The organism is Ruegeria sp. AM9, from assembly GCF_056540565.1.
In genome coordinates, this window is record NZ_JBQFWY010000004.1 from 168,394 (window position 1) to 182,625 (window position 14,232).

Genomic DNA, 14,232 nt, shown 5'->3' on the forward strand with positions numbered 1-14,232 from the left:
TACCTAGGTCGCCGCCTTCTTGGTGGTTTTCTTGGCGGCAGTTTTTTTCTTCGGCGCGGCCTTTTTCTTGGTGCCTTTCTTGGCCGCCCGCTCATTGACCAGTTCGATGGCCATTTCCTGGGTCACGTCCTCGGGCTTGATGTCCTTGGGAATGGTGGCATTGACCTTTTCCCATTTGACATATGGCCCGTAGCGACCGTCAAGAACCTGCATCGCACCGCCATCGGGATGTTCGCCCAGTTCCTTCAACGGTGTCGCAGCCGCCCGCCGTCCGCGCCCCGGATTGGCGCGTTTCTCGGCCAGCATCTCTACCGCGCGATTCATGCCGATCTCGAACACGTCGTTGGGGTCTTTGACGTTGACATAGACGGGCTTCGCCTCTTCCGGCAGTTGGTGCATGATATACGGCCCAAACCGTCCGAAATTCGAACTGACCATGCCGCCTTCGGGGTGTTCGCCGATCTGGCGGGGCAGCGACAACAGCGTCAGGGCCTTGTCCAGGTCCATATCGTCCTTGCTCCAACCTCGGGGCAGGGAGGCACGCGGCGGCTTCTTGTTCTCGGGCGTCGGTTCGCCACGCTGAACGTAAGGCCCGAACCGACCGGATTTCAGCCAGATTTCATCGCCTGCATCCTCGCCCAGCAGGCGTTCATCCCCTTCCGCGCCTTCACCTGCGATGGGACGGGTATAGGTGCATTCGGGGTAATTGCCACAACCCACGAACCCGCCGGTACGCGAGGTTTTCAGATGCAGCTGGCCCGTGCCGCATTTGGGACAGACGCGCGGGTCTGATCCGTCTTCGCGCGGCGGGTAAAGCTGCGGGGCCAGCGCTTCATCCAGTTTGTCCAGTACTTCCGAGATGCGCAGCTCGGACGTCTCACCAATCGCGGCCGAGAAATCACGCCAGAACTTGCCCAGCAAATCCTTATAGTCCCGGCCTCCGGCACTGACATCGTCCAGTTGTTCTTCCAGATTGGCGGTGAACTCATAGCCCACATACTGCCGGAAGAAATTCAGCAGAAAGATGGTGACGATCCGGCCCTTTTCCTCGGGAATCAGCCGGTTCTTGTCCTTGCGCACATATTCCCGGTCCTGAATCGTGGTCACGATGCTGGCATAGGTCGAGGGGCGCCCGATGCCCAGCTCTTCCATCCGCTTGACCAGGGTGGCTTCGGTATAGCGCGGCGGCGGTTGCGTGTGGTGCTGCAACGCCAGCACGGCTTCGTTGTCGGACAGGATGGCCGCCTTGTCGTCCGCTTTTGCAGACTGATCCTTGAGAGAGGCCTTGGCAAACGGAGCCGGATCGCCCTGCATGATCTGCGGCAGGCGCTTTTCGTCTTCGTCGGCCACATCGTCGCGACCTTCTTCATAGACCCGCATGAACCCGTCAAACAGCACCACCTGACCGGTGGCACGCAGACCAACCTGACCGTCATCGCTGCCGATCTCGACCGTCGTACGCTCCAAACGGGCGGCAGCCATCTGACAGGCGATGGTGCGCTTCCAGATCAGATCATAAAGCTTGCGCTGATCCTCATCCGTCACCTTCAGCGCCTTGGCATCGCGCGACATATCCGTCGGTCGGATACATTCGTGCGCTTCCTGCGCGTTCTTGGCTTTGTTCTTGTACATCCGCGGGCTGTCCGGCACGTATTCCGCACCGTAGCGATCCTGGATCGCATCGCGGGTGGCCGCCACGGCCTCGGGCGCCATGTCGATGCCGTCGGTCCGCATATAGGTAATGTAACCCGCCTCATACAGCCGCTGCGCCACCTGCATCGCGTGGCGCGCACCCATGCCGAACTTGCGGCTGGCCTCTTGCTGCAGGGTTGAGGTCATGAACGGCGCGCTGGGGTTGCGCGCAGCAGGCTTGGCTTCGACCGAGGTGACGCTCAGCGCCCGGCTGGTGATCGCCTGCACCGCCAATTCCGCCTGCGTAGCGTTTGACAGGTCGTGCTTGTCCAGCTTTTTGCCGGCCAGAGTGACCAGACGCGCCTCATAAGTCTGGCCGCGCGGAGTCTCGAACAGGGCGCGGACCGACCAGTATTCGACCGGCTTGAAGGCCTCGATCTCCATTTCGCGTTCAACGATCAGGCGCAGGCAGACCGATTGCACACGGCCCGCTGATTTCGCACCTGGCAGCTTGCGCCACAGAACCGGAGACAGGTTGAAGCCCACAAGATAGTCCAGCGCCCGGCGGGCCAGATAGGCCTCGACCAGGGGCATATCGACCTCACGCGGGTTCTGCATCGCTTCGGTCACGGCGTCCTTGGTAATGGCGTTGAAGGTCACGCGGCTGACGGGCGTGTCCTTCTTGATCGAGCGACGCTTGGTCAGCGCCTCCTGCAGGTGCCAGCTGATCGCCTCGCCCTCGCGATCGGGGTCGGTGGCGAGGATCAGGGCGTTGTCTTCTTTCAGCGCGTCGGCGATGGCTTTGACATGTTTGCGGCTGTCATTGCCAACCTCCCATTTCATCGCAAATTCATGCTCGGGATCGACCGATCCGTCTTTGGGCGGCAGGTCCCGCACATGACCATATGACGCCAAAACCGTGTAGTCGGAGCCAAGATACTTATTGATTGTCTTGGCTTTGGCAGGGGATTCTACAACAACTACAGGCATTTAAGGGAAAACCTCGCTCGACGAATTGGGCGCCTTCTATGATCGTGCAAAATGTGTAGGGCAAGAGCGAATTGTCAATGCGTTCCTTTAAAAACCGGAATTTGGCGGTGATTTCAGCGTTGTAGACGTGGAAGTCTCGGCGTGCCCCGCAGCGTCAAGCCGTCAGGGACAGCAACCCGCCGGGCTGGCGCTGAATACGTCCGTCCAGTTCCAGATCGACCAGAGCCGGAGCAATTTCACCCGCCGTGGCCGCGATGTCGCGGATCAACTGGTCTTCGGCGATTGGCGACGGTCCAAGCCGGGCGAGTATTTCGTCGTGAAGCGCGGCGCCCGAAGGAGATGGCACCGCGGGTGCTTCGGGCGGGTGCGCTTCAAGCAAGTCTGCCTGGTGCTGCGGTAATGCTTCGATGATGTCTTCGGCGGACCGCACCAATGTCGCCCCATCGCGGATCAGCAGATTGCATCCGGCGGCGCGGGCATCAAAGGGATGGCCGGGTACGGCCAGAACCTCGCGCCCCTGATCCAGAGCGTCGCGTGCGGTGATCAGGCTACCGGACTTGGCGGCCGCTTCCACGACCACGACGGCCCGCGCCAGCCCCGAGATGATCCGGTTGCGGCGTGGAAAATGCCGGGCCTGCGGGGTCACGCCCATCGGTTGTTCTGACACGCGCAACCCTGATTGAGCGATGTCTTTGGCCAAATCGGTGTTCTCGGCCGGATAGATCACGTCCACGCCGCCAGCCATGACCGCCACAGTGCCTGTATCCAATGCGGCCATATGTGCCGAAGTGTCGATGCCACGCGCCAGCCCGGACACGACGACATATCCCTGTTTCCCAAGATCGGTCGCCAGCCCGCGTGCCATCCGGGCCCCCAGCGACGAACAGTTTCGCGCCCCGACCATCGCAATGCAGGGTTTGTGCAGCAAAGACACATCGCCAATCGCCCACAGCATCGGAGGGGCGTCGGACAGATCATTCAAAGCATCAGGAAAATCAGCGGACCCAAGGCACAAAAGCCGCGCATTTGCGGCTTTTGCGGCCTTGAGTTCCGCCTCAATCACGCCGGGCGGGCAAATTTCATACCCTTCAACTCCGGCAGCGCGTGCCATTTCAGGTAGCGCGGCCAGCGCGTTCTGCGCCGAGCCATGTTCGCGCAGCAGCCGACGAAATGTCGCCGGACCGACCTTGCGCGAGCGCAACAGACGAAGCCAGGAAAACCGGTCCTCTTCCGTGGTGGGTGGGAGTGTGGGGTGATAGGAAGAAAGCTGCTCTTCGGTCATCCGTTGCTCCGCCTGATTGCAGAACTGGTTTACGGCTGCAGGGGTTAACAGCTTGTGAATCCTGTCAAATTATTCGGAAAATTTTCGAAATTTGATGCGGTTAATTATCCAGGCCATTGATTTTAAATCATAAAATAAAAACGTCCGCTTGAGGGAAATATCAAGCGGACGCAGGTAAACCGAGTTTTCAACAAGTGTGCCGTTAACCGTGACGACGGCCGATTCTCTCTCAGGCCGCCGATCCGCCAACCGTCAGACCATCCATCAAAACCGTGGGCTGACCAACACCGACCGGCACCCATTGACCGTCCTTGCCACAGGTCCCCATGCCCGGATCAAGTGCCATGTCATTGCCCAATCCGCGAATGCGGTTCAATGCCGACGGCCCGTCGCCGATCAGAGTCGCGCCTTTGACAGGGGCACCGATCTTGCCGTTTTCGACGCGATAGGCCTCGGTGCAGGAGAACACGAACTTTCCGTTGGTGATATCAACCTGACCGCCGCCAAATCCCACGGCCCAGATGCCGTCTTTGATATCTGCAACCAAAGACGCAGGATCAGCGTCCCCGCCCAGCATCACAGTATTGGTCATGCGCGGCATCGGTTTGTGCGCATAGCTCTGCCGCCGTCCGTTGCCGGTGGGCGCAACCCCCATCAGGCGGGCGTTCTGGCGGTCCTGCATGTAGCCGGTCAGGACACCATCTTCGATCAGCACGGTCCGGGAGCTGGGCGTGCCTTCGTCATCAACCGTGATCGAGCCGCGCCGGTCCGCGATGGTACCATCATCCACCACCGTTACGCCTTTGGACGCGATCTGTTGCCCCATGAGCCCGGCAAAGGCCGAGCTGCCCTTGCGGTTGAAATCGCCTTCCAGCCCGTGCCCGATGGCTTCGTGCAGCAGGATACCGGGCCAGCCGGGGCCAAGCGCAACCTCCATCACACCGGCGGGGGCAGGGATGGCGTCCAGATTGACCAGTGCGATCCGCAGCGCCTCACGCGCTTTGTCCTGCCAATCTGAGGGATCAATCAGACCGTCCAGACCGACGCGACCCCCGCCACCCGCCGAGCCGCTTTCGCGGTGGCCGTTCTGTTCCACGATGACCGACACGTTCAGGCGGGTCATGGGGCGCACGTCACGCACCAAAACGCCGTCAGGGCGCAGGATTTCGACTTCTTGCATGGCGGCGATGAGCGATGCGCTGACCTGAACGACGCGCGGGTCGAGATCGCGGGCAAAGGCGTCGATCTCGCGCAGGGTTTCGATTTTCACCGGGAAGCTGGCTGATTCGATGGGGTCTTCATCCGTGTAAAGCCGCGTATTGGTGGCGCGCGGTGCCTCGGCCAGCGTGCCGCCGCCGTCACCCACGGCCAGTCGTGCGGTTTCCGCCGCCCGCTTAAGGGCCGGGATCGAGACGTCGGTGGAATGGGCATACCCGGCCACCTCACCCTGAACCGAGCGCAGGCCAAATCCTTCAGACGCGTCATAGGACGCGGTCTTCAGGCGCCCGTCATCAAAGACCAGCGACTCGGACTTCCGGCGCTCGACGAACAGCTCACCGTCCTCGGCCCCGGCGGTGGCAGACTGCAAAACCGCAAGCGCTTCGTCCTGCGGTAGAGCGCGTTCAAAGGGGCGAAACGGGTCGTTGGGCATCACTTGGGACCTTTCGGGTTTGATCCAGATCAAAAATAGCGTCTGTTTGACGCAAGCATTTTGCTTTATCTAACAACCGGAATATGGTTTTTAACTTTGCCAAAGACAACGGGAGAGGTGCGACCGATTCACACCTTTTCGCGAGAGAAGAAAAGATCAAACGATCAGGACAGAAAATGAAGAATGCTTTGATGCTTTCGGGGTTCATGACAGCCCTCTCCAGCCTTCCCGCCATGGCTCAGGAGCTTGAGATTATTGGCAAACCGGTTGACGGCGGCATGGGGTTCCAGCCCGCGGCCACCAGCCTTGCCGACGGCATTCATCGGCTGGACGGCATGATTCTGGTGATCATCACCGCGATCTGCCTGTTCGTGGCTGCCCTGCTGATCTACTGCATCGTGCGTTACAACAAGCGTGTGAACCCGACACCGGCACGCTTTTCGCACTATACCCCGGTTGAGATCGCATGGACCCTGGGTCCGATCCTGATTCTGGTCTTCATCGGTGCCTTCTCGCTGCCGGTCCTGTTCAAGCAGCAGGAGATTCCCGAGGGCGACGTCGTGATCAAGGTCGTGGGCAACCAGTGGTACTGGACCTACGAATATGTCGATCACGATTTTGCATTCGACAGTTATCTGCTGGGCCACCCCGCAACGCTGGACGAAGGCACGCGCCCGGCGGATGCCGACGTCACCCCGTTTGTTCTGGATGATGCGATGCGCGCCAAGCTTTCTGACGCAGGTTACAGCGATGACGAATGGCTTCTGGCCACCGACACCGCCGTTGTCGTGCCGGTCGGCAAGATCATCGTCATGCAGGTCACCGCATCCGACGTGATCCATTCGTGGACCATCCCGTCCTTTGGCGTAAAACAGGACGGTGTGCCCGGTCGTCTGGCCGAGCTGTGGTTCCAGGCCGACAAGGAAGGCGTCTATTTCGGCCAGTGCTCGGAACTGTGCGGCAAGGACCACGCCTATATGCCGATCACCGTCAAAGTGGTCAGCGAAGAGGCGTACGAGCAATGGCTGCAGGGCGCTCTGGAAGAATATGCTGGCCAGCCTGCGTCCTTTCAGGTTGCCTCGAACTAAGCCCGCTAAGGCCTAGGTAAACACTCGCGAGCTGCGCGGCGACCGCGCAGTTTTCGCCCCAGAAGGACCGGATATGAGCGACGCAAGCATCAATGCCAGCACTGTGACCGCCACGGCGCACGCGGACGAGGCCAGCTTTGGCGACTATTTCGCCCTGTTGAAGCCCCGTGTGATGTCTTTGGTCGTGTTTACGGCGTTGGTCGGTCTGCTGGCAGCGCCGGTGCCGGTGCATCCGTTTGTGGGCTTCTGCGCGATCCTGTTCATTGCCATCGGTGGCGGCGCATCCGGCGCGCTGAACATGTGGTGGGATGCGGATATCGACAAAGTGATGAAACGCACCAAGCGCCGCCCGATCCCATCCGGCAAGGTGGAAGAGGGCGAAGCTCTGGCGATCGGACTGGCGCTGTCGGGCCTGTCCGTGATCATGCTGGGGCTGGCGACGAACTGGTTTGCTGGTGCGTTCTTGGCCTTCACCATCTTTTTCTACGTTGTCGTCTATACGATGTGGCTGAAGCGTTTGACGCCGCAGAACATCGTGATTGGCGGCGCAGCAGGGGCTTTCCCGCCGGTGATCGGCTGGGTGGCGGCCACAGGGTCGATGACGCTGGAACCGTGGCTGATGTTCGCCCTGACCTTCATGTGGACGCCGCCACATTTCTGGGCGCTGGCGCTGTTCATGCGCTCGGATTACGACGATGCGGGCGTGCCGATGCTGACCGTGACCCACGGACGCCGCGCGACCCGCTGGCATATCCTGATCTATACTGCGCTGCTGGCCACGCTGGCGGTTGGCACCGCGTTCTCGGGCATTGGTGGCCCGATCTACCTGACCGTTGCGGTGGTGATGAATGCCTTGTTCCTGCGTGGTGCGTGGCAGATCTCGCGCCGGACCGAGGACGATGCAGAGGCGGACAATTTCAAGGTCGAGCGCTCTTTCTTCAAGCTGTCGCTGCTCTACCTGTTCCTGCACTTCGGTGCGATTCTGGCCGAGGCGTTGCTGAAACCCTATGGCTTGGGAGGGTGGTCATGAGCCTGCGCAAAAGTCACGAACTGCACGAACGCCGCTTTAGCCGCAATCTGGGGGTTGGCCTGACACTGGCGGCCTTCATCGTGATTGTCTTCGGCCTGACCATCGTCAAGGTCTCGGGCACAAGCCTGGGTGCACCAGCGCAGGAGGTGCAGAACTGATGGCATTGACCGGCCCGCAGAAAACGGTGGCGCAGACGGTGGGTGTGGTTGTCCTGATGGGCAGCCTAGCCTGGGCCGCTGTCCCGTTCTACGACTGGTTCTGCCGTGTCACCGGTTTTGGTGGCGCCACCGGCGTGGCTGCGACTGCGCCCGAGGATATTCTGGACCGCACTGTGACCGTTAGGTTCGATGCCTCGAAAGCCAAGGATATGGCCTGGGAGTTCAAGCCGGTCGAGCGCGAAATGGACGTGCGCATTGGTGAGACCGGGCTGGCCTTCTATGAGGCCTACAACCCGACCGACCGCCCGATTGCAGGGCAGGCGTCTTATAACGTCGCGCCCTATTCGGCCGGAGGGTATTTCCAGAAAATTGCCTGTTTCTGCTTTGAAGAGCAGGTGCTGCAACCCGGTGAACGGGTTCAGATGCCGGTAACTTTCTTCGTCGATCCTGAAATGGTCGAGGATTTGGAAGCCAAGTATGTGCATACGATCACTCTGTCGTATACATTTTATGAAATAGACCTGCCCGAGGGCTACGCCGCCCTTGAAGCGCAGGCAGATACAAACACGAACTAACGCCTGTAGGTGAGGGACGCTGATGGCACACGCTAAAAACCACGATTATCACATTCTGACCCCGTCGATCTGGCCGCTATTCGGCGCGGTCGGCGGCTTTGTGATGCTGTTCGGAGCTGTCCTCTGGATGCACGGCATTACCTCGTTCATGTTCTGGGCCGGCCTAGTGGCGGTTCTTTACACCATGTTCGCCTGGTGGTCCGAAGTGGTGGCCGAAAGCCGCGCCGGGGATCACACGCCTGTTGTCCGTATCGGCCTGCGTTATGGGTTTATCCTGTTCGTGATGTCCGAGGTGATGTTCTTCTTTGCCTGGTTCTGGTCGTTCTTCAAGCATCGCATGTACCCGATGTACGACTATGCAGGTACCGAGTACATCCAGCCGGATATCCACGCGGTTGACCCGTTCCACCTGCCGCTGATCAACACGCTGGTTCTGCTGCTGTCGGGCTGTGCCATCACCTGGGCGCACCATGCGCTGGTGCATGGCAATGACCGCCGCGCATTGGTGCAGGGTCTGACCATCGGTATCGCGCTGGGCATCGCATTTACCTTCCTGCAGGGCTTTGAGTACTATGAACTGCTGGCCCATGACGGATGGAAATTCGGCGGCGACCAGTTCTATTCCAACTTCTTCATGGCAACCGGCTTCCACGGTGCCCACGTGATCATCGGGACGATCTTCCTGTCCGTCTGTCTGATCCGGGCGCTGCGCGGTGACTTTACCCCTGAGAAGCACGTCGGCTTCGAGGCTGCGGCTTGGTATTGGCACTTCGTGGATGTCGTCTGGCTGTTCCTGTTCTTTGCCGTCTACATCTGGGGGCAGGCGCCGCTGATATAATGCCGGCCAGACTGTTCAATTGCAAAAGCCGCCTTTAGGGGCGGCTTTTTCACTATCAGGGGCGCAAGATTGCGCCCCGTACAATTGCGTGGTTGCATTTCTGTCCGCTCCACACTTAACAAGACGCCGGTTCCTGCAACGAGACTCTGTCATGCGCCGCACTCTGTTTTTGCTGATCTTCGGCCTCGTCGGTCTGGGCGTGCTGCTGTGGCTGGGCGTCTGGCAGGTGCAGCGGCTGGCTTGGAAACAAGGGGTGTTGGCTGAGATCGAAAGCCGCATTTCTGCAGACCCGATCGCGTTGCCGCCGCAGGTCTCGGAGGCTGAGGACAAATATCGGCCTGTCATCGTCTCGGGGGAGATGGAGCCGGGGGAAATCCACGTTCTGGTCTCGGTCAAACAGGTCGGGCCAGGGTACCGGATCATCCAGCCCTTCAGCACGGAAGGCCGGACCATCCTTGTGGATCGGGGCTTTGTACCCACAACCGCAAAGCAGGCTGAGCGTCTGGCAGGGCCGATGGAAGTGACCGGTAACCTGCACTGGCCCGATGAAATTGACAGCTATACGCCCCAGCCGGACATCGACAGCAACATTTGGTTTGCCCGCGATGTTCCCAATCTGGCGGCGGCGTTGGGTGCTGAACCCGTCCTGCTGATCGCCCGGTCCGCAACGGACCCGAACGTGACACCCTTGCCGGTGGACACGGCGGGCATCCCGAACGATCACCTGCAATATGCAATCACATGGTTTGGTCTGGCTCTGGTCTGGGCCGCGATGACCGGTTATTTCCTGTGGCGCAACCGCGCCCCCGCAAAGAGTGAAGAGCAATGAAATACATCTCGACCCGTGGCCAAGCGCCTGAACTGACCTTTGAAGAGGCGATGCTGACCGGGCTGGCCCGCGACGGTGGCCTGTACCTGCCCGCCGAGATACCGGTGATGTCGCAGGATGAGATCGCGGCTCTGGCCGGTCTGCCCTACGAGGAAATCGCGTTTCGAGTGATGTGGCCCTATGTCAGCGGCTCGTTCGCCGAAGATGAGTTCAAGGCGATCATCGCCCGCGCCTATGAAGGGTTCGGCCACGACGCCCGCGCGCCGCTGAAGCAGCTGAACGAGAACCACTTCCTGCTGGAACTGTTCCACGGCCCGACGCTGGCCTTCAAGGATTTTGCCATGCAGTTGATCGGCCAGCTGTTCCAGGTGGCATTGAAACGGCGCGGAGACCGCGTGACTATCGTCGGCGCAACCAGCGGTGACACCGGCTCGGCGGCCATTGAGGCGTTTCGGGGCTTGGACGCAGTGGACGTGTTCATCTTGTTCCCGCATGGCCGTGTGTCCGAGGTTCAGCGCCGCCAGATGACCACACCTGCGGACAGCAATGTGCATGCGCTGGCCGTCGATGGCGATTTCGACGATTGCCAAGCCGCGCTGAAGGACATGTTCAACGATTTCGACTTCCGCGATGGTGTGAAGCTGGCCGGTGTGAACTCGATCAACTTTGCCCGTGTGCTGGCGCAAATCGTCTATTATTTCTCGGCGGCGGTCAGCCTTGGTGCGCCGCATCGCAAGGTCAGCTTTACCGTGCCGACCGGCAATTTTGGCGACATCTTCGCGGGCTATCTGGCCAAGCGCATGGGGCTGCCGGTCGACCGTCTGGTTGTGGCGACCAACCAGAACGACATTCTGCATCGCTGCCTGTCGGGTGAAGGGTATTTCAAGGGCGACACCATCCCTTCGATCAGCCCGTCGATGGATATTCAGGTCAGCTCGAACTTTGAGCGTGCACTGTACTATGCCTATGGCGAAGATGGCGGCGCCGTTGCGCAATTGATGGATGAACTCAAGACCGGCGGCTTCAACGTCAGCCAGGGTGCGATGGAAGCGCTGAGCGAGAATTTCGACTCGGGCCGCGTCTCCGAAGAGGAAACGCTGGAGACGATCAGGCACACGCTGGCCCATAGTGCCGAACTGGTCTGCCCGCACACGGCCGTTGGCATCAAAGTGGCCGAAGACCACCGTGCAGCAGACGTACCGATGATCACGCTGGCCACCGCACACCCTGCGAAATTCCCTGCCGCGGTAGAGAAAGCCAGCGACGTGCATCCGCCTCTTCCCTCTCGCATGTCTGATCTGTATGAACGTCCGGAACGGGTGACCCGCATTGCCAATGATCTGGGCGCCCTTGAGGATCATATCAGAAGGCATATTGCTGAGTGACAGTCAGACAAGACCAGCTGAAGAACGGCTTTCGTATCGTCAGTGAACATATGCCGGGGCTGCAATCTGCGGCCATCGGCATCTGGGTGACCGCCGGTGGGCGGCATGAACGGATCGAGCAGAACGGCATCGCGCATTTCCTTGAGCATATGGCGTTCAAGGGCACCGAGCGGCGTTCCGCACTGCAAATCGCCGAGGCGATCGAGGATGTGGGCGGGTATATCAACGCCTATACCTCGCGCGAGGTGACGGCTTACTACGCGCGCGTTCTGAAGGACGACGTGGCGCTAGCGATGGATGTGATCGGCGACATCGTTCTGAACCCGGTGTTCGACCCGCGCGAGATTGAGATCGAGCGCGGCGTGATCCTGCAGGAGATCGGTCAGGCCTATGACACGCCCGACGATGTGATCTTTGACTGGCTGCAGGAGCAGAGCTATCACGATCAGCCTTTGGGCCGCACCATTCTGGGGCCAACTGAACGGGTCAGCACGTTCTCGCGCGAGGATTTGTCGGGCTTTGTGGCCGAGCACTACGGGCCGGAACAGATGATCCTGTCGGCAGCGGGTGCCGTTGATCACGATGCGCTGATGAAAATGGCCGAAGAGATGTTCGGTCATCTGAAACCGCGCCAAGGTCTGATCCCCGAAACCGCCCGCTTCACCGGTGGCGAAGCGCGGCAGGAGAAAGAGTTGGAGCAGGCCCATTTCGCGCTGGCGCTGGAAAGCCCCGGTTATCGCGATGATGCGATCTATACGGCGCAAATCTATTCGACCGCTCTGGGCGGCGGCATGTCCTCGCGCCTGTTTCAGGAAGTGCGTGAATCGCGCGGGCTCTGCTATACGATCTTCGCCCAGACCGGGGCCTATGCCGATACCGGGACGACGACGATCTATGCAGGGACCTCGGCCGATCAGGTCGCGGAACTGGCGACTATCACCATTGACGAGATGAAGCGCGCCGCCGAGGACATGAGCCCCGAAGAGGTCGCCCGTGCTCGTGCCCAGATGAAGGCCGGGATGCTGATGGGGCTGGAAAGCCCGTCGAACCGGGCCGAGCGCCTGGCGCGGTTGGTGCAGATATGGGGCCGGGTGCCCTCGCTTGAGGATACCGTCGCCAAGATCAATGCGGTCAGCACCGAGGACGTACGCGCCTTTGCCGAAGACATGGCCGTCAAGGCCCCGGCGGCGCTGGCGCTATACGGTCCGGTGTCAGGCGCACCCACCTTGGCGGAACTGCAGGAGAGGCGTGCGGCGTGATGCTTCTGGGCAGACGCAAGCTGAAACTCGAAACCGAGCGCCTGAGTTTGCGCCCGCCCGTGCATTCCGACTTTAACGACTGGGCGGCGCTGCGGCGTGCGTCCAAGCAATTCCTGACCCCGTGGGAGCCGGTCTGGGCCAAGGATCACCTGAGCCGGAAATCCTTTACCAATCGGGTCTATTGGGCGCAGCGGTCGGTTTCCAGCGGCACGGCGATACCTTTGTTCCTGTTCCGCCGATCTGACGATGTGTTGCTGGGCGCAATCACCCTGGACAATGTGCGTCGCGGTCCGGCACAGGCGGGGACGCTGGGGTATTGGACCGGTGAGGCCTTCGCCCGCAACGGTTATATGCGCGAGGCGATTGGGGCCGTGGTGCACCACGCCTTTACCCGTCTGGACCTGAGCCGGATCGAGGCCGCCTGCCTGCCCGAAAACAAGCCTTCGCGCGGGTTGCTGGAAAGCTCGGGGTTTAAATACGAGGGTGTCGCGCAGTCGTATTTGCAGATCAACGGGCGTTGGCGGACGCATGTGTTGTACGCCTCTCTGCGATCCGACCGTCGCGGGAAGACGGATGCAGGGTAGGGGGCTCTGCCCCCGCCGCGGCAAGCCGCGACTCCCCCGGGATATTTTTGGACAGATGAACAAGGGGCATGACTTGGGGGTGTTCTGCGCTACACTTCCCTCATGCGCTGGTTGGTTGCAGCATTGATGGTAATCTCGGGCGGGGCCGTAGCGCAGGAGCGGCGGCCGAGCCATTGTATCGCCATAGCGGATGCCGCGCCGGGCATTGAGTATATTCACAAGGCGGCCTGGTCTGATCCGGTGCCCGAGTTCTCGGTTCGGATCAGCTATGTCGCCCATGCCACGTTTCTGATCCAGACGCAGGGCGGGTTGAACGCGGTGACCGATTTCACCGGATTTATCGGCAGCGCCGATCTGATCCCGGACGTGGTCACCATGAACCACGCCCACAGCACCCATTGGACCGCCCATCCTGATCCGGCCATTCCGCATGTGTTGCCCGGCTGGGGAGAGTTCGGGCAGGGGATCGAGCATCACCTCGATCTGGGTGAGATGCTGGTGCGCAATGTCCCGACCGATATCCGGTCCCCCTATGGCGGGGTCGAAGAGCGCGGCAATTCGATCTTTGTGTTCGAGGTCGAAGGGCTGTGCATCGGGCATCTGGGTCACCTGCATCATGTGCCTTCGGACGAACAATTTGCCGCCCTGGGACGGTTGGATGTGGTGATGGCTGCGGTGGATGGGGGAACGACCATGCCGCTGCCTGACATGATTTCGGTTCTGAAGCGGCTGCAAAGCTCGGTCATCATCCCGATGCACTGGTTTTCCGGCTTTTCGCTGGACCGGTTCCTGGTCGATATCCGAAATGACTTCCCGATTGAACGAAACGGAGTGTCGGAACTGGTCGTTTCTTTGAAGACGCTGCCGAACAGGCCCACGGTGGTGGTTCTGGAGCCGCGCTATCTTATTGAATTGGAATAGGGCTTGTGGG

The 14,232-nt window shown here is 60.5% G+C and carries 13 protein-coding genes; 10 read left to right on the forward strand and 3 right to left on the reverse strand.

From position 1 onward, the window contains the following. Positions 1-3 precede the first annotated feature (3 nt). The 3 genes from topA to tldD all read right to left on the reverse strand — a co-directional run bounded on the left by topA (position 4) and on the right by tldD (position 5,555). The gene (topA, locus tag ACR0DO_RS10160) at positions 4-2,622 is read right to left on the reverse strand and encodes a type I DNA topoisomerase (RefSeq protein WP_480558423.1); all 2,619 of its coding nucleotides are present in this window, start codon (positions 2,620-2,622) and stop codon (positions 4-6) included. 154 nt (positions 2,623-2,776) lie between these two features. After that, positions 2,777-3,904 carry a DNA-processing protein DprA gene (gene dprA / locus ACR0DO_RS10165; RefSeq protein ID WP_480558425.1) on the reverse strand — a complete coding sequence of 376 codons (1,128 nt, stop codon included), beginning with the start codon at positions 3,902-3,904 and terminating at the stop codon, positions 2,777-2,779. A 229-nt stretch (positions 3,905-4,133) separates the two neighbouring features. Continuing rightward, entirely contained in the window at positions 4,134-5,555 is a 1,422-nt protein-coding gene (tldD, locus tag ACR0DO_RS10170; protein WP_480558427.1) for a metalloprotease TldD, read from the reverse strand. A 176-nt stretch (positions 5,556-5,731) separates the two neighbouring features. Here tldD and coxB point away from each other — a divergent pair, with 176 nt between their 5' ends. The 10 genes from coxB (at position 5,732) to ACR0DO_RS10220 (ending at position 14,222) form a co-directional block, all read left to right on the forward strand. Further along, on the forward strand, positions 5,732-6,643 hold the full coding sequence (coxB, locus tag ACR0DO_RS10175) for a cytochrome c oxidase subunit II (RefSeq protein WP_480558429.1): 912 nt from the start codon (positions 5,732-5,734) through the stop codon (positions 6,641-6,643). 73 nt (positions 6,644-6,716) lie between these two features. Next, the gene (cyoE, locus tag ACR0DO_RS10180) at positions 6,717-7,673 is read left to right on the forward strand and encodes a heme o synthase (RefSeq protein ID WP_170445330.1); all 957 of its coding nucleotides are present in this window, start codon (positions 6,717-6,719) and stop codon (positions 7,671-7,673) included. Continuing rightward, complete coding sequence (locus ACR0DO_RS10185; protein ID WP_170445328.1) at positions 7,670-7,831, forward strand: hypothetical protein; 162 nt, start codon at positions 7,670-7,672, stop codon at positions 7,829-7,831. The genes cyoE and ACR0DO_RS10185 overlap by 4 nt, the downstream gene beginning before the upstream one ends. Further along, positions 7,831-8,406: a cytochrome c oxidase assembly protein gene (locus tag ACR0DO_RS10190; protein WP_480558431.1), complete on the forward strand. Its 576-nt coding sequence runs from the start codon at positions 7,831-7,833 to the stop codon at positions 8,404-8,406. The genes ACR0DO_RS10185 and ACR0DO_RS10190 overlap by 1 nt, the downstream gene beginning before the upstream one ends. 22 nt (positions 8,407-8,428) lie before the next feature. Further along, positions 8,429-9,244 carry a cytochrome c oxidase subunit 3 gene (locus ACR0DO_RS10195; RefSeq protein ID WP_170445325.1) on the forward strand — a complete coding sequence of 272 codons (816 nt, stop codon included), beginning with the start codon at positions 8,429-8,431 and terminating at the stop codon, positions 9,242-9,244. A 151-nt stretch (positions 9,245-9,395) separates the two neighbouring features. Continuing rightward, positions 9,396-10,073 (forward strand): SURF1 family protein, encoded by a 678-nt coding sequence (locus ACR0DO_RS10200; protein WP_480558433.1) that lies wholly within the window; start codon positions 9,396-9,398, stop codon positions 10,071-10,073. Beyond that, complete coding sequence (thrC, locus tag ACR0DO_RS10205; protein ID WP_480558435.1) at positions 10,070-11,458, forward strand: threonine synthase; 1,389 nt, start codon at positions 10,070-10,072, stop codon at positions 11,456-11,458. The genes ACR0DO_RS10200 and thrC overlap by 4 nt, the downstream gene beginning before the upstream one ends. Continuing rightward, entirely contained in the window at positions 11,455-12,717 is a 1,263-nt protein-coding gene (locus ACR0DO_RS10210; protein ID WP_170445317.1) for a M16 family metallopeptidase, read from the forward strand. The genes thrC and ACR0DO_RS10210 overlap by 4 nt, the downstream gene beginning before the upstream one ends. Then, on the forward strand, positions 12,717-13,301 hold the full coding sequence (locus ACR0DO_RS10215) for a GNAT family N-acetyltransferase (RefSeq protein WP_170445314.1): 585 nt from the start codon (positions 12,717-12,719) through the stop codon (positions 13,299-13,301). The genes ACR0DO_RS10210 and ACR0DO_RS10215 overlap by 1 nt, the downstream gene beginning before the upstream one ends. Positions 13,302-13,403: 102 nt before the next feature. Continuing rightward, entirely contained in the window at positions 13,404-14,222 is an 819-nt protein-coding gene (locus ACR0DO_RS10220; protein WP_480558437.1) for an MBL fold metallo-hydrolase, read from the forward strand. The last annotated feature ends 10 nt before the right edge of the window (positions 14,223-14,232 follow it).